Below are 17,592 nucleotides of genomic sequence, written 5' to 3'. Positions count from 1 at the left end.
TAAATGAGCAGAGTGCGGATATTTATTTCCTCTCTACAACCCGGTTCTTAATCTTTCAAAACAAAGAAGTTTGCTCAGCAGATGGTGGTGCGAAAGTCAGAGCAGGCAATGCTGCATCAGGATAGCAGACGTTGTAACTGTCGATAAATTCTGCTGCCAGCCAGGGCGCATCGCCATTTTCCGGTTTATGAAAGAACATGTATGGTGTGCGGCCTTCAAGCCGCCACTGATGGCATTTTCCTATCCAGGGCTGTAAGCAGCGAGTATTGGCGGCATCGTCATTGCCACCCACAAAGCGCACAACCGGTGCCGTGGATGTCGCAATCACATTCACCGGCAGTCTGGGCTTTTTCATCCGTACTTCTGTGGTCAGTTCGCTGTCAGACGGACCGGCGAATAATCCCCGCGTATCCATAATGACCCTGTTTACCTTCTGTTCTATGAGCATGCGGTTAAATTGTTGTTCCGCGCCGCCTTTATCAAAAAATGCCGGATGACGTACTTCAACGGCAAGAGGTATGTCTGCCGGAAATTGCTGCAACATGGCGGAAATGGCCTGTAAACTGTCAGGGCCGGTGCTGGCGGGCAGTTGCAACATCAGCATGCCCAGCCGTTCTTTCAGCGGGGCCAGCAGCGACAACTGCTTTTCAATATCAGGGTGGTTCGGGTCCGGTCCGCCACTGTGAGTGATGGTCTGGTGGACTTTAAACGTAAAGCGGAAGGTCTGCGGGGTCTGCTCAATCCACCGTGCCACAGTGTCCGGTGAGGGCAGGGCATAGAAGGTGGTGTTGCCTTCCACTGAATTCATCTGCTTTGCATAATATCCGAGGGCATTTTTTCGTGCTCCGGCATCGTTAAACCAGTCCCCCGGCCAGCGGCTGTGTTGCCACTGAGGCACACCAATGTACACAGGTGGCAGAGAATTGTTCAGTTGGCTGTGGAAATCGCTTTTAGTCATTGGGCTTTACGATGCATTTGTTTATACTATGCGACCTTATTTTTATCTAAAGTCTGAGGCTTAACCGGATAGTTGCCTGACTGAGACAAGTCACCGTCCGGCTGCATTGAAGCACTGACCGCAATGCCTTGCAAGTCAGCATCGCCAGGCAGACAACACATTACCAGAGGTTCAGGGACCATGCGCACAGATTACTGTGGGAATATTGATTCATCTTACGCCGGCCAGGAAGTCACACTTTGTGGTTGGGTTAACAAGCGTCGTGATTTAGGCGGCGTTATTTTCATCGATCTTCGTGACCGCGAAGGCATCGTGCAGGTGGTATTCGATCCCGATTTACCGGAAGTACTGGACGTAGCCAATAAACTGCGTAATGAATTCTGCGTGAAGCTGACCGGTAAAGTGCGTGCCCGCCCTGAAGGTCAGATCAACAAACAAATGCGTACCGGTGAAATTGAAATTCTGGGCACTGGCCTGGAAATCATCAATAAGTCTGCGGTATTGCCGCTGGACTGGAACCAGGAAAACTCTGAAGAACAACGTCTGCGCTATCGTTACCTCGACCTGCGTCGTCCGGTAATGAGCGACCGCCTGAAGTTTCGTGCCCGTGTTACCGGTGCAGTACGCCGATATCTGGAAGAAGAAGGTTTCCTGGATATCGAAACCCCGATTCTGACGAAAGCTACGCCGGAAGGTGCCCGTGACTATCTGGTACCCAGCAGGACTCACAAAGGCGAATTCTTTGCACTGCCACAGTCACCTCAGCTTTTTAAACAGTTGCTGATGATGTCGGGTATGGACCGTTATTACCAAATCGTAAAATGTTTCCGTGACGAAGACTTACGTGCTGATCGTCAGCCAGAATTCACTCAAATCGATTTGGAAACCACCTTCCTTGATGCTGATGGCGTAATGTCTATCACCGAAGGCATGATCCGTGACTTGTTCCTGAAAATGCTGAATGTCGATCTGGGTGAATTCCCCCGTATGACATACGCAGAAGCGATGCAGCGTTTCGGTAGTGATAAGCCTGACTTACGTAACCCGTTGGAACTGGTAGATGTGGCTGATTTGCTGGCTAACGTAGAGTTTAAAGTATTCTCCGGTCCGGCTAACGATCCGAAAGGTCGTGTGGCGGTTATCCGTGTGCCAGGCGGTGCCAGCCTGTCCCGTAAGCAGATTGACGAATACACCAAATTCGTCGGCATCTATGGTGCTAAAGGTCTGGCATGGATGAAAGTGAATGAAGACAAGCCTGGTCAGGAAGGTCTGCAATCACCCATTCTGAAATTCCTGTCTGAAGACATTACTGATGCGCTGTTACAGCGTACCGGCGCACAGGCTGGCGACATTCTGTTATTCGGTGCGGACAGCAAAAACGTAGTAACTGAAGCTATGGGTGCACTGCGTCTGAAGCTGGGTGAAGATTTCGAGTTGCTGGAAGGTGACTGGAAACCTCTGTGGGTTGTTGACTTCCCTATGTTTGAAGAAGCGGACGGCGCGCTGTTTGCGTGTCACCATCCGTTCACGGCACCCCGCGGCCTGACCGCTGAAGAGCTCAAAGCGAACCCGGCTGAAGCGATTTCTGATGCCTACGACATGGTACTGAACGGTGTGGAACTGGGCGGTGGTTCTGTGCGTATTCACAATCAGGACATGCAGTCTGCGGTATTCAGTATTCTGGGTATCGACGAAGAAGAAGCGCAGAACAAGTTTGGCTTCCTGTTAGAAGCTCTGCAGTTTGGCGCGCCGCCCCATGCTGGTCTCGCTTTCGGTCTGGATCGTCTGGTGATGCTGATGACCGGTGCAACGTCAATTCGCGACGTAATGGCATTCCCGAAAACCACCACGGCTGCATGCCCGCTGACAGATGCACCGGGCCCTGCGAATCCGGCAGCGCTGGCGGAACTGGCCATTGCGACTGTTAAGAAAGACGCTGAATAATTCCGGATGGCGTTAAAGCGACCGGAATCTGTGCTGGTGGTGCTCTATGATGAGCACCACCGCATATTGTTACTACAACGCAACGATGACCCTTCATTCTGGCAGTCTGTAACAGGGACTGTCGAAGCCGGTGAGCTTCCTGCAGAAACTGCTGTCAGAGAAGTCGCCGAAGAAACAGGCATCGTTCTGACTCCCTTGCAGCTTAATGACTGCTCTCATATTAACCGCTACGAAATCCGCCGGCGCTGGCTGCACCGTTACCCGCAGGGTACCCGTTTTAATACTGAGCATGTCTTCAGTGCCTGTGTCTCTTCGGCCAGTGAGCTTGTGCTAACTGAGCATCTGGCGTTTGAATGGCTGGACAAACCTGATGCCCTGGCTAAATTATGGTCGCCTTCAAACCGTGATGCAGTAGAAGCATTTGTGCCGGAGTGCCGAAGATGATTATACTGGGTATAGATCCAGGTTCACGTGTAACAGGGTATGGTGTGATTGCCAGAAAACAGGGCAAAATTGTTTATCTGGGAAGTGGGTGTATCCGTGTCAAAAGCGATGTTATGGCTGACCGGCTGGCGCAGATATTTGCCGGTGTGGGTGAAGTAATACGAGAATTCACGCCGCAGCAATTTGCCATAGAGCAGGTTTTTATGGCGAAAAACCCGGATTCTGCATTGAAGCTCGGGCAGGCAAGAGGGGCTGCCATTGTGGCGGCTACGCAGTCTGAATTGCCGGTGGCTGAATATTCGGCGAGACAAATCAAACAGGCTGTTGTCGGAAAGGGTAGTGCGGAGAAAACCCAGGTACAGCATATGGTTAAACATTTGCTTAATTTGCCGGGAACGCCTCAGGCCGATGCTGCCGATGCCCTTGCTGTAGCTCTGTGCCATGCACACACGGAACAAAGTCTGATTAACATGGCGGGACAGGCCAGTAAAACCGTCCGTCGCCGCCTACGCTGAAAAGTACCTGTCTAAATTGGTTATCAAATAAATGATTGGAAGAATTGAAGGGCGATTATTAGAAAAGCAGCCCCCTGAAGTGCTGATAGATGTGAATGGTATTGGTTATGAAATTCAAATGCCGATGACCAGTTTTTATCAGTTGCCTGCTGTCGGCGAAAACGTAGCCGTTTATACCCACTTTGTTGTGCGTGAAGACGCCCAGCTTTTATTTGGCTTTGCCGATAAAATGGAGCGGGGTTTGTTCCGCGAACTCATCAAAGCTAATGGCGTGGGACCAAAATTAGGCCTGACTATCCTGTCAGGCATGTCGGCCGGACAATTTCTTATCAGCGTGCAGAATGAAGATGTGAGCGCACTGGTCAGTTTGCCTGGTATTGGCAGGAAAACCGCTGAGCGTCTGGTGGTTGAACTGAAAGACCGGCTGGCCAAATTCGGTAAGCAGCAGGCAGTGGACATTCCGTTTGATATGGAAAATAAAGCGGCTGATACGATTGTTCCGGTGAATGATGCGAAAGAAGAAGCGCAGAGCGCGCTGGTGGCATTGGGTTACAAGCCGGTTCAGGCAAATAAACTGGTTACTTCGGTTTATCAGGATGGCATGAACAGTGAAAATCTTATCCGCGAAGCTTTGAAAGCTGCGATTTAACGGGAATAAGTGATGATTGAAGCAGACAGACTCATAGCGCCGGCTGCCACCACCGAAGATGAAGTTATCGACCGCGCCATTCGGCCAAAAATGCTGTCTGACTACACGGGTCAGCCCCATGTGTGTGAGCAGATGGAAATTTTTATTCAGGCTGCCCGCAACCGCGAAGATGCGCTGGATCATCTGTTGATTTTTGGTCCACCTGGGTTGGGGAAAACCACCCTGGCAAACATCGTGGCCAATGAGATGGGCGTGAACATCAAAACCACCTCCGGCCCGGTACTTGAAAAAGCGGGCGATTTAGCGGCACTGCTGACTAACCTCGAAAAAAACGATGTGCTATTTATTGATGAAATACATCGTCTGAGCCCTGTGGTAGAAGAAATCCTGTATCCGGCTATGGAAGACTATCAGCTTGATATCATGATAGGTGAAGGCCCGGCTGCCCGCTCTATTAAACTGGATTTACCACCGTTCACGCTGGTGGGGGCAACCACCCGTGCCGGCTCTCTGACTTCGCCTCTGCGTGACCGTTTCGGTATTGTGCAACGTCTTGAGTTTTACAATATCAAAGATCTCACCACCATTATTCAGCGCAGCGCCAGTTATCTGAATCTGGATATGGATGCCGCCGGTGCTGAGGAAGTAGCGCGGCGCTCCCGTGGTACGCCGCGGATCGCAAACCGTTTGCTTCGCCGTGTCAGAGACTATGCAGAAATTAAAGCCGACGGAAAAGTACATGCAGACATTGCAGCGAAAGCGCTGGATATGCTGGATGTGGATAAAGAAGGCTTTGATTACATGGACAGAAAACTGCTGACGGCCATTATCGATAAATTCGACGGAGGTCCGGTGGGGCTTGATAATCTGGCAGCCGCAATCGGGGAAGAAAAGGAAACCATCGAAGACGTTATTGAGCCGTTTCTTATTCAGCAGGGGTTCCTTCAGCGCACTCCGAGAGGCCGTATTGTGTCTCAGCGGGCTTACCTGCATTTCGGATTTGAACCAAAAAGCTAAAATATCCTTTGTTGCCGGTCAGTGATTCATTGGCCGGCCATTTCTTCTTTCTGCTGCTATTTATGATATTTTCTTTCGGGCATAAAAAAAGCCCGCTCAAATTGAACGGGCTAAAACAACAAGTGTTGAAGGAAATAAATCCAGGGAACTCATGTCAATCAGGAGAAAACTCGTGTGAAACCGTTCCAGAACCGCTTCACTCTGTTCGACAGATGGGCGCATTATAGAGTAGTTTCTGAACCTGACAATTGAGGAAAATTATTTTTTTCTATTAGAAAAACTAATGTGTTAAGTTGCTGTTAATGGCTTGCCTTGGGATTTGTTTTTACCGCAGAAATAAAGCGTTTCAACGGCATAAATGGACCATTTGGTGAGTTCCCTAGTAAGTTTTTCTTTATGACGTTTTCATTACATTTTTAAAAGTGGAGTATTGCATGTCTGCAAAACATACCATGCCGGTGCGGGTTTATTACGAAGACACAGATGCCGGCGGTATTGTGTATTATGCGAATTATCTGAAGTTCATGGAGCGGGCCAGAACCGAGTGGTTGAGATCGCTGGGCTACGAACAGGACAAGTTGATGGAACAATCCATAGCCTTTGTCGTCAAACGGGTTGAAATGCATAACCATGCGCCGGCCAGATTTAATCAATTGTTGAGTATTGAATCGCAAATTGTAGAATTGAAGGGCGCAAGTTTGACTTTCAGACAAGAAATAAAAGATCCGCAAGACAACTGTTTAGTGTCGGCGGACATAAAAATTGCATGTGTAGACCCTGTGGCAATGAAGCCACGGAAATTACCAGCCACTTTATCAGGGGATTTAGCTAGTGGAATCTGATTTAACCTTTATCGGTCTGTTTCTTCAGGCCAGTTTTGTTGTTCAGCTTATTATGTTGTTGCTTCTCAGTGTGTCAGTGGCTTCATGGACGTTTATTTTTCAGCGTACCAAAGCATTGAATGCAGCAGATAAAGAAATGCGCCAGTTTGAAGACAAATTCTGGTCAGGCGCAGATCTCAACCGTCTTTATCAGGAATTATCCGCCCGTTCTGATGTAACAGGGATGGCCAATATTTTCTGCGCCGGTTTTAAAGAATTTGTGCGTCTGCGCAAAGGTAACAATGCAGTGAACGGCATTGTCGACGGTACCTACCGTGCAATGCGTGTATCTATGTCCCGTCAGGTGGAAGAGCTGGAAAGCCGTTTGCCCTTTCTGGCGACTGCCGGCTCTATCAGTCCTTACATCGGTCTGTTCGGTACGGTATGGGGCATCATGAATGCATTTATTGCTCTGGGTGAAGTGCAGCAGGCCACACTGGCTATGGTGGCGCCGGGTATTGCAGAAGCCCTTATTGCAACCGCTATCGGTCTTTTTGCTGCTATTCCGGCAGTTATCGCTTACAACCGCTTCAGCCATAAAGTTGAGAAACTGGAGAACAGCTACGGGAATTTCATGGAAGAATTTTCTGCCATATTGCACCGTCAGGCGATGACGGCACAGCCACAGTAACGATGTCCGGAGACTGATTATGTACATTCGTAAACGGCGTCGTCCGGTATCCGAAATTAACGTGGTGCCTTATATCGACGTGATGCTGGTACTGCTGATCATTTTTATGGTTACCGCGCCGCTTATTTCCCAGGGCGTGAAGGTGGAATTGCCGAAAGCCAGCGCCCAGCCGATTGAGCAGGAAGATACACCGCCGCTCATCGCTTCGGTGGACGTACAGGGTAACTATTACCTGAACGTTGGCAACGACCAGGAAACCCCGCTGGGTACGCAGGAGCTCACTGCACTGGTGGCCGAAAAATTAAAGTCTGAACCGCAAACGCCGGTGGTGGTGAAAGGGGACGGACAGGTTGCATATAACGAAGTGATTCAGTTGATGGTCTTGCTGCAAAAAGCAGGGGTGCCGTCAGTGGGATTGATGACAGACCCGGTGGACGAATCATAAAAAAGTATGCGTAAATTAAATTCTAATCAGCAGGCATTAGCTAAAGCCATTGGCGTTCACGTGGCGATTGCTGTAGTGTTGCTAATTAGCGTCAGTTTTTCGCCCGATCCTTTCGAGCCTGTAAGCAACAGTGATGCGCCTGTCATTCAGGCAACATTCATCGACGCGCAGGCCATTGCCGATAAGAAACGTGCTGAAGAGGCTGCAGCTGAGAAGGCTCAGGCGGAAGCCGATGCCCGTCAGCGCAAAGCCAGAGAAGCAGCCGCTCAGGAGCGCAAGCGGAAAGAAGAGCAGGCGGCCAGACAGGCAGCTGAAAAGAAAGCGGCAGATAAGAAGCGCCGCGAAGAAGCTGAGCGTCAAAAGCAGCAGGAACTTAAGCGTATTGCTGCGCAAAAGGAGAAAGAACGTAAGCAGCGGGAGGCTCAGGAAAAAGCCGACGCGGAAAGAAAAGCAAAAGAAGCCCGTGAAAAAGCAGAACAGGAAAGGATTTTGCAGGAGAAAGCCGAAGCTGAACGCGCAGCTCAGGCTCAGCGTCGCCGGAAACAGGTGATGTCTGAAGTTGATCGCTACCGGGCGTTGATAACCTCTAAGGTGCAAAGCTTCCTGTATGCAGATGACAGCTTTAAGGGTAAAGAATGTCGTCTGAACATTCGCCTTGCAACGTCAGGTTACGTGACTCAGGTTAAACGCCTGGGTGGTGATGATGCGTTATGCCGTGCAGCAGAAGCAGCCGTGCGCCGGCCGGATAAGTTGCCTATGTCGGATGATCCGGCCGTGTACGAACAAATAAGAGATATAAACATAACGGTGAGACTGTAGTGACGATGAAAAAAATCAGGATGTTATTAGGTCTTGTCATACTAAGCGCTAGTGGTATGGCAAAGGCAGCATTGGAAATAGTGATCACTGAAGGGGTAGACAGTGCGCGCCCGATAGGTGTTGTCCCGTTTAAATGGGAAGGAGCCGGCCAGATGCCGGAGAACATCTCCGAAGTGGTTATGGCAGATTTAATGCGCAGTGGCAAGTTTAACCCGATTGCCGTTGCAAAAATGCCACAGCAGCCGGCAACCGATAAGCAGGTTAATTACAGTGCCTGGGCGGCTACCGGTGTGGACACCATTGTCGTGGGCAGCGTGGCGCCGGAAGGGGCTGACAGATACAGAGTATCGTTTGAGCTGATTGATGTGTTGCGTGGTCAGGTTACCGGCGGCAAAAGTCAGGGTATGAGCAATGGCAAACTGGTTGACAGTGCCGATCATGTGATTGATGCCCGCCAGTCGGTAATCGGCTCTGCGGATTTTCGTCAGTACGCTCACCGCATCAGTGATGTGGTTTACGAAAAATTGACAGGTGAACGCGGTGCGTTCCTCACCCGTTTAGCGTATGTTGTGGTGCGTGACAGAAATAAAGAAAAGCTGCCGTACCAGCTGGTTATTTCGGATTATGATGGTGAAAATGAGACGAGATTATTGTCTTCACCTGAGCCGTTAATGTCACCATCATGGTCTCCTGACGGTGAGAAACTGGCTTATGTCAGTTTCGAGAATAAACGTCCGCAGATTTTTATCCAGGATATTTACACCATGGCGCGCACAAAGATGACGGATTTCCCCGGCATCAACAGCAGCCCGGTTTTCTCGCCGGATGGTAAAAGTCTGGCAATGGTGTTGTCAAAAGATGGCAATCCGGAAATCTATGTGATGGATATTGCGACGAAAAATTTACAGCGCATTACGCGAAATCGTGCCATCGATACGGAGCCGGCCTGGACACCGGATGGCAAGAGCTTAACATTTAGCTCGGAACGGGGTGGTAAACCTCAGATTTATAGCGTAAATTTATCTTCTCGTAAGGTTAGACGCCTTACATTTGAAGGCGAACAGAATCTTGGCGGTACCATTACACCTGACGGTAAACAAATGGTATTGGTAAATCGCACACGGGGTGATTACCGTATCGCTAAACTTGGATTGGAAAATGGCGGAATACAAGTACTGACGAAGACCTTTCTGGACGAGTCTCCGAGTATTGCGCCGAATGGAAGCATGATTATTTACAGTACCCTTCACAATGGCACACAGGTTTTATCTCTGGTGTCTTTAGACGGGCGCTTTAAGGCCAGGTTACCAGCCACAAATGGACAAGTGAAGTCGCCGAGTTGGTCACCATTTTTGTTTTAAAACAGATATACACAAATAAATATAAGGATTAAGAGGATGCAAATGAATAAAGTGATGAAAAGCTTCATTATTGCCTTGCCAGTGGTGACTATGATGGCTTGTTCTTCCGGCCCGTCTGAAGAAGAACTGGCCGCTGAACGTAACCGTGTTGCCCAGGAGCAGGCAGAAGCGGAACGTCAGGCTCGTGAAGCTGAACAGGCGCGTGTACAGGCAGAAGCTGCTACCCGCATGCAACGTCAGCAGGAAATGGTTGAAGAGCAGAAAGCGGCGCTGAAAAAAGAGCAAACCGTTTACTTTGATTTCGACCGTGCAACGATTAAAGCAGAATTCCAGGCTTTACTGGATAAACACGCTGAGTTCCTGGTAAACAACCCGGATCAAAACGTGGTTATCGAAGGCCACACTGACCAGCGCGGTACACCAGAGTACAACATTGCTCTTGGTGAACGTCGTGCACAAGCTGTTGAAACTTACCTGATGAACGCAGGTGTAAGCAGTAGCCAAATCTCTACTGTTTCTTACGGTGAAGAGAAGCCAGCAGTTATGGGGTCAACTGAATACGCGATGGCACAAAACCGTCGTGGTATCGTAGTTTACCAATAAGGGTTAAGCTTTGGTTAAACCAATGATTCAGGGCGTCACCATGTGTGCCGCCCTTTGTATTTCAGCCGCAGCGCAAGCTCAGGCACCTGTTTATGATGTCGGTAACAGCAGCTCGCAGCAAACGGCTAATTCAGGCAATTCCTCCAGCACGTTAGAGCAACGCATCACTGTACTGGAGCGAATGGTAGACAGTCGCACGCAAATGCAGCACCGTTTACAGCAACAACTCGACACCATGCAGGGTGAAATTGACGAGTTGCGCGGGGCTGTAGAAGTGCACACCAATCAACTTGAGAAAGTGCTTGAGCGCCAACGCGAGTTGTATCTGGAAATTGACAAGCGTGTTGAAGCGTTAAAGCAGGCTGGTGTGGGCAGTGCATCCGGTTCAGCTTCTGATTATTCATCACCTGCGCCGTCTCAGCCAACACCGTCGAAACCTAAGTCACCGGCACCGGCCAGCGCAGAAAGCGAGAGTGATGCCTATGACGCTGCAGTCAATCTGATCCTGAAATCCAGAGAATACGACAAAGCCATTCCGGCTTTTCAGTCTTTCCTGTCATCTTATCCAAACAGTGAATACGCGCCCAACGCGCATTATTGGTTAGGGCAGTTGCTGTTTAATCAGCAAAAGTGGTCTGATGCATCTGAACAGTTCAATATTGTTATTGATCGCTTCTCAGACTCTCCCAAACGACCTGACGCATTACTTAAGCTTGGAGTGATAGCAGAAAGACAGGGCAACAAAGGGCAGGCCAGAAGCCTGTTTCAGCAAGTGGTCAATGAATATCCTGATTCATCAGCCACCAAACTTGCCCAGTCCCGTTTATCCGGATTATAAGCTGATTAAAAAAACCTCCTCCGGGAGGTTTTTTATTGCCCGCAAGATTCTGCGTAAAATACGCCAGCTTGTTTTTTATACGGAAAAACAAAAGTTAGCGGTGTTGAACCAAATTCCTCACTACAAATTTGTCTGCGAAGTGTGACGTTGAGAACGTAAAATAACCATCTGTTGCCGGCGTCTCAAAAATAATTAAAATTATTTTGAGAAAGTTGGTGAATAATCCGGCAGTTGCACAAAATTTTTTTTAAAGATGAGAAAAAATTCAGGCAAATCCAACTGCAATTTCGCGTCCGGATGCTACATTTTTATCTGTCGGGCAGGGTTAAATTCAAAATAACTCTCCGAAAAGCGGGGGAATACTGTACGATTTGATTTCATTTTGACCGTTTGAACAAGAAAAACGAGAAAAGTGAAAATAAATCCGGATTTAAGGTTGCACTGCCTCAGAATCTGAGTATTATATGCCGCCGTTGCCACAGAGTGGTGACGCAGAAAGGCGAAAGGGTCGTTAGCTCAGTTGGTAGAGCAGTTGACTTTTAATCAATTGGTCGCTGGTTCGAATCCAGCACGACCCACCACTTTCTCCTCTGTGAGAATGTCGCTTTTCACCGTAACCATAAGATGGGTCGTTAGCTCAGTTGGTAGAGCAGTTGACTTTTAATCAATTGGTCGCTGGTTCGAATCCAGCACGACCCACCATCTTATCTTTGCTCCGGTTATCCGGAACCTCTTAAAATTCTTAAATACTTCCTGTTAGATATTATCCCGATCCGTTATCAGCTTTATCAACCGCAAAAGCATTGCACTGTTATAAGTCATAGCGCTTTAATCCGAGCAAACACTTTTATTCATAGCGTATCCCTATGTAATTTTTATGACAGTCGGGTATAATCCGTCGCCCTACTGTCGATTATTCAGGCTATTTGTTATGACTATTGCTTTCAGAGTCGATCAAGTTGATTATCCGTTCCCGGCCAAGCCTGCGCCGCTTACTGATGTGCGCAAGGCCGAACTGAAGGAACAGATCAAGCAACTGCTGCGTGATCGTAATGCTGTTCTGGTAGCTCACTATTACACTGACCCCGAGATTCAGGCGCTGGCCGAGGAAACCGGTGGTTGCGTTGCGGACTCTCTGGAGATGGCACGCTTTGGCCGTGATGCCACTGAGCAAACGTTAATCGTTGCCGGTGTCCGCTTCATGGGTGAAACAGCAAAAATTCTCAGTCCTGAAAAAACCGTACTGATGCCAAACCTGGAAGCAACCTGTTCGCTGGATATCGGTTGCCCGGTGGAAGAATTCAGTGCTTTCTGTGACGCGCACCCTGATCACACAGTGGTTGTTTACGCCAATACGTCTGCTGCTGTAAAAGCAAGAGCCGACTGGGTGGTGACATCCAGTATTGCGCTGGAAATTGTTGAGCACCTGGACGAGCAGGGTAAACCTATCATCTGGGGCCCTGATCGCCATCTGGGTGCATACATTGCGAAGAAAACCGGTGCTGATATGCTGATGTGGCAGGGCGAGTGTATTGTTCATGACGAGTTTTCAGCGCAGAAACTGAGTGATATGAAAGCAGTGTACCCTGATGCAGCCATTCTTGTGCATCCGGAATCACCTGCCAGTGTTGTTGATCTTGCGGATGCTGCCGGTTCGACAAGTCAGCTGATTCAGGCCGCTCAGGATATGCCTAACAACACGTTTATTGTGGCAACAGACAAAGGCATTTTCTATAAGATGCAACAACTGATGCCAGAGAAGACGTTTATTGAAGCTCCAACGGCAGGTAACGGCGCAACCTGTAAAAGTTGTGCTCACTGCCCGTGGATGGCAATGAACGGCTTACAGGCCATCTACAACAGCCTGACAGAGGGTGTGAATGATCACGAAATCCATGTGGATGAAGCTTTGCGTCACAAAGCCCTCATTCCGCTGGACAGAATGCTCAACTTTTCGGCACAACTGAAGCAGAAAAAGCTGGCAACTGCTTAATAAAAGCGCAGTTGAGGTTTTTTTCCCGGTGAGTACTTGATTCAGCGGGAGACTTTCCCTACTATACGCGCGCTTTGATGAATTTCGTCAGACAATTCCGGAGAGATGGCTGAGTGGCTGAAGGCGCACGCCTGGAAAGTGTGTATACGTTAATAGCGTATCGAGGGTTCGAATCCCTCTCTCTCCGCCAAATAGTGCCGAAAGAGGGCACCTGTTTTTCAGGGCCCTCTTTTCGCTTTTTTGAGACCTCACTCAGTAGAGCAATTCTCTTTCCGGTTGCTGTAACAACATCTTTTCGAATTACTATTTCATCGACCACTGACAGTAGCAGACACTTAAGTGTTTCTGTCGAGCCGTTTACTATGACTTCCTCGACCAGCTCTACAAACTGGTCAGCTTGTCTTTCTCCAAAGTTCCAGAAAGGCAGAGAAGTGAGTTGATTGTATTCATTCAAAGATGCTTCTAATGCTCTCAATTCTGTCGTTAATGACTCTTTATAAGTATTAAAATATTCGTCAACTTCAAATTCGGCTTCTGTCAATCTTGCATAGAGTGTGTGAAGTTGTGCTTTACGCTCAGAAATCTTTCTAGTGAGTTGTAATTTGTTATGACCTTTCTTTCTATTGATATCGGCGATCATAGTCTGCACTTCTTGCAAGACACTGCGAATAAAGTCGCGTTTAAATATTAATGGGATAATCTCATTTTTAACTATAGTGTCAGCTACTTCTTCCCTTATGTTTGACTCATTGCATGCGTTAGCGCTCTCTCTAACTTGCTTAGCGCAGCGATAGTAGTGATAACTACCGCTCTTAGCTCTCATGTAGTTCATTGGTCCATTGCACGAAGGGCATTTTAACATACCGGTTAACAGGTGCGCTGAGCGCTTTCTCTTCGTGTCCCTATTTTTAAGTTGCCTTTCTTCGAGCCCATTCTGAATTATATCAAAACGCTCTGGTGATATTGCCTTGGGCACAGGAACGATGATTGCGTCTGATTCAGGACCGTCCACATGACTTTTGAATTTATACTCGCCCTTATAACAAGTATTTCTGAGCATTCTATTTATAATGTTACGGTTAAAGGGCTTAGCGTTTCTATATTTAGTTCCCTTATCGTTCAAGTGCGCGGCTATTGCCTTTACGCCCATAGGCTTGCCATTTAGACCAATATCAGCCAAAGAAAATATTGTTCTTACAATGGAAATTTCATCTTCATTTATCGCTAGTTTAAACCTTCGCTTGGTAGCATTAGGGTCTATAACTTCGACTGACTTGTAACCATAAGGTACACGCCCACCTGTATAGAAACCTTTTTTAGCAGTCTCTTCCAGCCTATCTCGAACAATCTGTCGGTTTTGCTCACTATTGTTCTCATTCATTACACCAAAAATAACTCTCAAAATTTTGGCAATACTTGCTGACTCAGGGAGTGGCTCCGTTATGGATATCAGGCGTATTCCACTTTTCAAAAGATATTTAACTCTTGCCTCTTGATCATCTACAACTCTTGAAAACCTTGAAAATTTGTATACAAGTACTACTTCAAAACTGAAACGATCGTACGCTACGTCATTCATCAGTTGTTCCATACCCGGACGTGTTACATCTTCTTTAAAGCCAGAGGCAGTGTCGCAATATTCTGCGACGATTTGATAACCATGTTTTTCAGCGTACTCCTGTATTCTCAGTCTTTGCCCATCAAAGCTATCACTCTCTTGTGCTTGTCTACTTGAACTCACCCTTATATACATTGCTGCTTTAATTTTCATTGTTCATCTACTCCTTTAGTTGACTGTTTTATCATTTTCATTCAAATCTCTTTGAATAAGATCGAAATTTTCTGTAGAAACTGCTTTAGGAACAGGTACAATAATTACAATTTTTTTAGAGTTTTCTGAGTAACTGTTGAATCTATACTCTCCTTTGTAACAAGTGTTTTTAAGAATTTGGTTGATTTTCCTAACGTTAAAAAGATTACCATTTCGATATCTAACCTCATTGCTGTTCAAATATGAGGCTAGCCATTTACTGTTTAAACCAAGACTCGCAAAATCGAATATCAATTTTACAATGTTAATTTCTTCATCATGTATTTCGAGTTTAAATCTTCGTCTATCTGATTCAGGAATTATTACTTCAACTGACTTGTAGCCATATGGAGGTCGCCCTCCTGTATAGAATCCTTGTTTGGCAATTTCTTGTAATCGGTTTCGAATAATTTGGCCCTTTTGCTTACTATAGTTCTCCGCCATTAATCCAATAGTAGCTTTGTAAAAATGCTGGGCACGTTCTGTTGCCCAAATGTCCTTAGTAATAAATATCAAGCCAGATGCTTTTTTAAAAAAGGCTTTGCATCTATCTCCTGCTTTTTCAATTTCTTGTGAAAACCCTGAAAACTTATAAATAAGGACTACGTCAATTTTGCGTCGTTCAGTAGATAAGTCCATCTCCAACTGTTGTAGTCCCGGTAAAATCTGGGCAGAGCTTTTTGCTAGATCGTAATACTCTGCGACGATTTGATAACTATGTATTCGCGCATAATCCTGTATCTTGGCTCTTTGCGCATTTAAGTTGTCGCTTTCAGATGCTTGCATGCTTGGAGGCACTCTGATGTATATCGCTGCTCTTGTAATCATTTTTATTACCTCTCTGAATTAACTCTACGGCTAACTTCCCCGTCGATGTTTCCCGATTGTTTAAGAAGAAACTTTACTTGATCTGATGATGAAAGCTTTTTCACAATGATATTGGCGATGGTTCTGATTACACGGGTGCTTTCAGATTTATCGAGGGGCTTGATTGAAACTGTTGTATTCTTTGTTTTGACGGTTCTCATCTCTATCTCGTCCGTTAGCGAATCAATATGAGAACAAATAATAAGCAACTGTTAAATTGTCAAATCCAAAAAATAGTCGGGAATAAAGAATCCTGATATCTTTTTATAGTATTGGAAATAATAGATATTTTAATATCTCTCTATATTTTTGAAATTTTTAATATCTTAAATAAGTAACTTTTAAAAGATAATTTTTTAAATGTTTTTATATATTAAAAAGAAATAACAAGCGTATTGAAAAGATTAAAGTATTCTTTTAAAACATTGTTTAAATAGCGTCTTAAATAGAAATTAATTTGTATTTACAGGTACTGACTTAGGCTATTTTGTTACCAATTCTCTCATTGGGCGACATTGCGAGTGATGAATGATTGACCTTGAGCTAGGTCGCTTATCACTAGTTTAAAGAGAAAACAGCTTATCGTCTGACCGCAGAGCGCCAGAAATAGGCGATCAATAAGGCTGGGGTCACTTGTCGGAGTCTATTGGCGACCATTTTGCGAGAGTGTTGAGCTAATAGTATCTGTGGCCGGAGATAAGAATGTGGGCGCTTTTCAACTTTTAGGTATCACGGTTATCCCAATCATCGCCTAGAACCGAGCCGAGTGCGGAAAGATTGCCAATAAACACTCTCCACCCGAAATCATCCAGAGAGCCTGTATCATCACGCCACGTAAGAAATAGAACTGACTATGAAGCTACTACTTCTGTTCAGCATTGAGAGCTTATCTGATAGCGTTATTTTTGAAATCTTCTTTGCTATAGACATCAGAAGAGGTGAATTAGTTAAGCTGAATATTGATGGCATTGGCTTCAACGGTAAGTTGGTTCGAGTGCATGGCAAAGGTAAGAAAGAACGATTGATGCCAATCAGTGTCCGTGGTTGTGAATGGCTAGCATTCTACATTGGTAAGAGCAGACAAATGTTTGCATTTATTGGTTCAGGAAAGGCATTGTTTCTGGCAAACTCTACGTACCGGGTAAATTATCTGATATGGCATCACAGTATGTGAAACTAGCTGGATCTGACCGAGCAGGAGCGTGTCACCTATACCGCCACAATAGCGCGACAACGATGCTCGATAATGGCGCTGATCTTCGCCATATCCAAGAAATGCTAGGTCTTGCCAGTATCCTCACGACTCAGTTATACACTCACGTTAGCCGCAAGAAGTTATCTGAAGTATATAAAGCGACTCACCCATCAACTGAGGGTGGTAATGGATTTTTTTAGTTTGCTTTGCTATGCATAGAAAGCTTTTTTTGTTAGTATTTAAGAAAAATATAGTTTTAGTTTTGGAATTTTTTCTATGGATTGGAATAGAGCATTAAAAGTTGGTGGACCATCGGTAATTATTACCTATGTGTTTTACAATCTAATAAATACTTATCTGTCAGAATCTCAACTACTTCAAAACAACCTTCTTCTGAATATTCTCCTCTTGGCAATTGTTTTCTTATTTTGCGTTTTTGTTTGTTATCGCGTGACGATGTCAAAGAATGATTCCTCTAATAAATCCCAAATTATTTATAATGAAATTGAAGAGAATGAAGTTGAATCCTCTTTAAAAATTGGAAAAAAATATAAAGAAGCAGATATCAATAATAATAAAATTAATAAAAACAAAGTTAAGGGTGATTTGGACATCGGTTAAT

At 46.1% G+C, this 17,592-nt stretch carries 19 protein-coding genes, 3 tRNA genes and 1 pseudogene; 19 read left to right on the top strand and 4 right to left on the bottom strand.

Going from position 1 to position 17,592, the window contains the following annotated elements; genetic code table 11:
* Positions 1–55: 55 nt before the first annotated feature.
* Both ACXAG2_RS02905 and ACXAG2_RS02900 read right to left on the bottom strand, forming a co-directional pair.
* Positions 56–958 (bottom strand): DUF72 domain-containing protein, encoded by a 903-nt coding sequence (locus ACXAG2_RS02905; protein ID WP_474864385.1) that lies wholly within the window; start codon positions 956–958, stop codon positions 56–58.
* A gap of 26 nt (positions 959–984) precedes the next feature.
* A complete protein-coding gene (locus ACXAG2_RS02900) occupies positions 985–1,140 on the bottom strand; it encodes a hypothetical protein (RefSeq protein WP_161599126.1) in 156 nt (51 codons plus the stop codon).
* Here ACXAG2_RS02900 and aspS point away from each other — a divergent pair.
* The 16 genes from aspS (at position 1,139) to ACXAG2_RS02820 (ending at position 13,288) form a co-directional block, all read left to right on the top strand.
* The gene (gene aspS, locus ACXAG2_RS02895) at positions 1,139–2,902 is read left to right on the top strand and encodes an aspartate--tRNA ligase (protein WP_474864383.1); all 1,764 of its coding nucleotides are present in this window, start codon (positions 1,139–1,141) and stop codon (positions 2,900–2,902) included. The two genes, ACXAG2_RS02900 and aspS, sit on opposite strands and share 2 nt — an antisense overlap.
* Before the next feature lie 6 nt (positions 2,903–2,908).
* Positions 2,909–3,346, top strand: coding sequence for a dihydroneopterin triphosphate diphosphatase (gene nudB, locus ACXAG2_RS02890; protein WP_474844803.1), 438 nt, complete (start codon positions 2,909–2,911; stop codon positions 3,344–3,346).
* The gene (gene ruvC, locus ACXAG2_RS02885) at positions 3,343–3,861 is read left to right on the top strand and encodes a crossover junction endodeoxyribonuclease RuvC (protein WP_119500813.1); all 519 of its coding nucleotides are present in this window, start codon (positions 3,343–3,345) and stop codon (positions 3,859–3,861) included. The genes nudB and ruvC overlap by 4 nt, the downstream gene beginning before the upstream one ends.
* 31 nt (positions 3,862–3,892) lie before the next feature.
* Positions 3,893–4,510, top strand: coding sequence for a Holliday junction branch migration protein RuvA (gene ruvA / locus ACXAG2_RS02880; protein ID WP_119500814.1), 618 nt, complete (start codon positions 3,893–3,895; stop codon positions 4,508–4,510).
* A 12-nt stretch (positions 4,511–4,522) separates the two neighbouring features.
* Positions 4,523–5,527 (top strand): Holliday junction branch migration DNA helicase RuvB, encoded by a 1,005-nt coding sequence (gene ruvB, locus ACXAG2_RS02875; protein WP_474864381.1) that lies wholly within the window; start codon positions 4,523–4,525, stop codon positions 5,525–5,527.
* A gap of 434 nt (positions 5,528–5,961) precedes the next feature.
* Positions 5,962–6,369 (top strand): tol-pal system-associated acyl-CoA thioesterase, encoded by a 408-nt coding sequence (ybgC, locus tag ACXAG2_RS02870; RefSeq protein WP_119500816.1) that lies wholly within the window; start codon positions 5,962–5,964, stop codon positions 6,367–6,369.
* The gene (gene tolQ / locus ACXAG2_RS02865; protein ID WP_349585487.1) at positions 6,359–7,039 is read left to right on the top strand and encodes a protein TolQ; all 681 of its coding nucleotides are present in this window, start codon (positions 6,359–6,361) and stop codon (positions 7,037–7,039) included. Before ybgC ends, tolQ begins: the two co-directional genes overlap by 11 nt.
* 19 nt (positions 7,040–7,058) lie before the next feature.
* Positions 7,059–7,484, top strand: a complete 426-nt coding sequence (tolR, locus tag ACXAG2_RS02860; RefSeq protein WP_119500818.1) for a protein TolR — start codon at positions 7,059–7,061, stop codon at positions 7,482–7,484.
* Between the two features lie 6 nt (positions 7,485–7,490).
* Complete coding sequence (gene tolA, locus ACXAG2_RS02855) at positions 7,491–8,303, top strand: cell envelope integrity protein TolA (RefSeq protein WP_474844805.1); 813 nt, start codon at positions 7,491–7,493, stop codon at positions 8,301–8,303.
* A gap of 5 nt (positions 8,304–8,308) precedes the next feature.
* Complete coding sequence (tolB, locus tag ACXAG2_RS02850; protein ID WP_119503354.1) at positions 8,309–9,664, top strand: Tol-Pal system beta propeller repeat protein TolB; 1,356 nt, start codon at positions 8,309–8,311, stop codon at positions 9,662–9,664.
* A 36-nt stretch (positions 9,665–9,700) separates the two neighbouring features.
* On the top strand, positions 9,701–10,267 hold the full coding sequence (gene pal, locus ACXAG2_RS02845) for a peptidoglycan-associated lipoprotein Pal (RefSeq protein WP_303574978.1): 567 nt from the start codon (positions 9,701–9,703) through the stop codon (positions 10,265–10,267).
* A 22-nt stretch (positions 10,268–10,289) separates the two neighbouring features.
* Positions 10,290–11,105, top strand: coding sequence for a tol-pal system protein YbgF (ybgF, locus tag ACXAG2_RS02840; protein ID WP_474864460.1), 816 nt, complete (start codon positions 10,290–10,292; stop codon positions 11,103–11,105).
* 505 nt (positions 11,106–11,610) lie between these two features.
* Positions 11,611–11,686: transfer RNA gene (locus tag ACXAG2_RS02835), tRNA-Lys, on the top strand.
* A gap of 45 nt (positions 11,687–11,731) precedes the next feature.
* A tRNA-Lys gene (locus ACXAG2_RS02830) sits at positions 11,732–11,807 on the top strand.
* A 229-nt stretch (positions 11,808–12,036) separates the two neighbouring features.
* On the top strand, positions 12,037–13,098 hold the full coding sequence (gene nadA, locus ACXAG2_RS02825; RefSeq protein WP_119500822.1) for a quinolinate synthase NadA: 1,062 nt from the start codon (positions 12,037–12,039) through the stop codon (positions 13,096–13,098).
* Between the two features lie 99 nt (positions 13,099–13,197).
* Positions 13,198–13,288: transfer RNA gene (locus tag ACXAG2_RS02820), tRNA-Ser, on the top strand.
* A 519-nt stretch (positions 13,289–13,807) separates the two neighbouring features.
* Here the strand turns inward: ACXAG2_RS02820 and ACXAG2_RS02815 are convergent.
* Together ACXAG2_RS02815 and ACXAG2_RS02810 are read right to left on the bottom strand one after the other, a co-directional pair.
* Positions 13,808–14,851: pseudogene (locus ACXAG2_RS02815) on the bottom strand (recombinase family protein); the annotation flags it as partial.
* A 33-nt stretch (positions 14,852–14,884) separates the two neighbouring features.
* Positions 14,885–15,736, bottom strand: coding sequence for a recombinase family protein (locus ACXAG2_RS02810; RefSeq protein ID WP_474864379.1), 852 nt, complete (start codon positions 15,734–15,736; stop codon positions 14,885–14,887).
* An 892-nt stretch (positions 15,737–16,628) separates the two neighbouring features.
* On the opposite strand from ACXAG2_RS02810, the gene ACXAG2_RS02805 reads away from it, so the two are divergent.
* The 3 genes from ACXAG2_RS02805 (at position 16,629) to ACXAG2_RS02795 (ending at position 17,591) form a co-directional block, all read left to right on the top strand.
* Positions 16,629–16,949 carry a tyrosine-type recombinase/integrase gene (locus ACXAG2_RS02805; RefSeq protein WP_474864377.1) on the top strand — a complete coding sequence of 107 codons (321 nt, stop codon included), beginning with the start codon at positions 16,629–16,631 and terminating at the stop codon, positions 16,947–16,949.
* Positions 16,931–17,170 carry a tyrosine-type recombinase/integrase gene (locus ACXAG2_RS02800; protein ID WP_474864375.1) on the top strand — a complete coding sequence of 80 codons (240 nt, stop codon included), beginning with the start codon at positions 16,931–16,933 and terminating at the stop codon, positions 17,168–17,170. Before ACXAG2_RS02805 ends, ACXAG2_RS02800 begins: the two co-directional genes overlap by 19 nt.
* 76 nt (positions 17,171–17,246) lie before the next feature.
* Entirely contained in the window at positions 17,247–17,591 is a 345-nt protein-coding gene (locus ACXAG2_RS02795) for a hypothetical protein (RefSeq protein WP_474864373.1), read from the top strand.
* The last annotated feature ends 1 nt before the right edge of the window (position 17,592 follow it).

The sequence above is a fragment of the Alteromonas sp. ABH4_456 genome, from assembly GCF_056160645.1.
The sequence above is the reverse complement of the archived record's forward strand: the minus strand, read 5'-3'. Positions and strand labels throughout refer to the sequence as shown.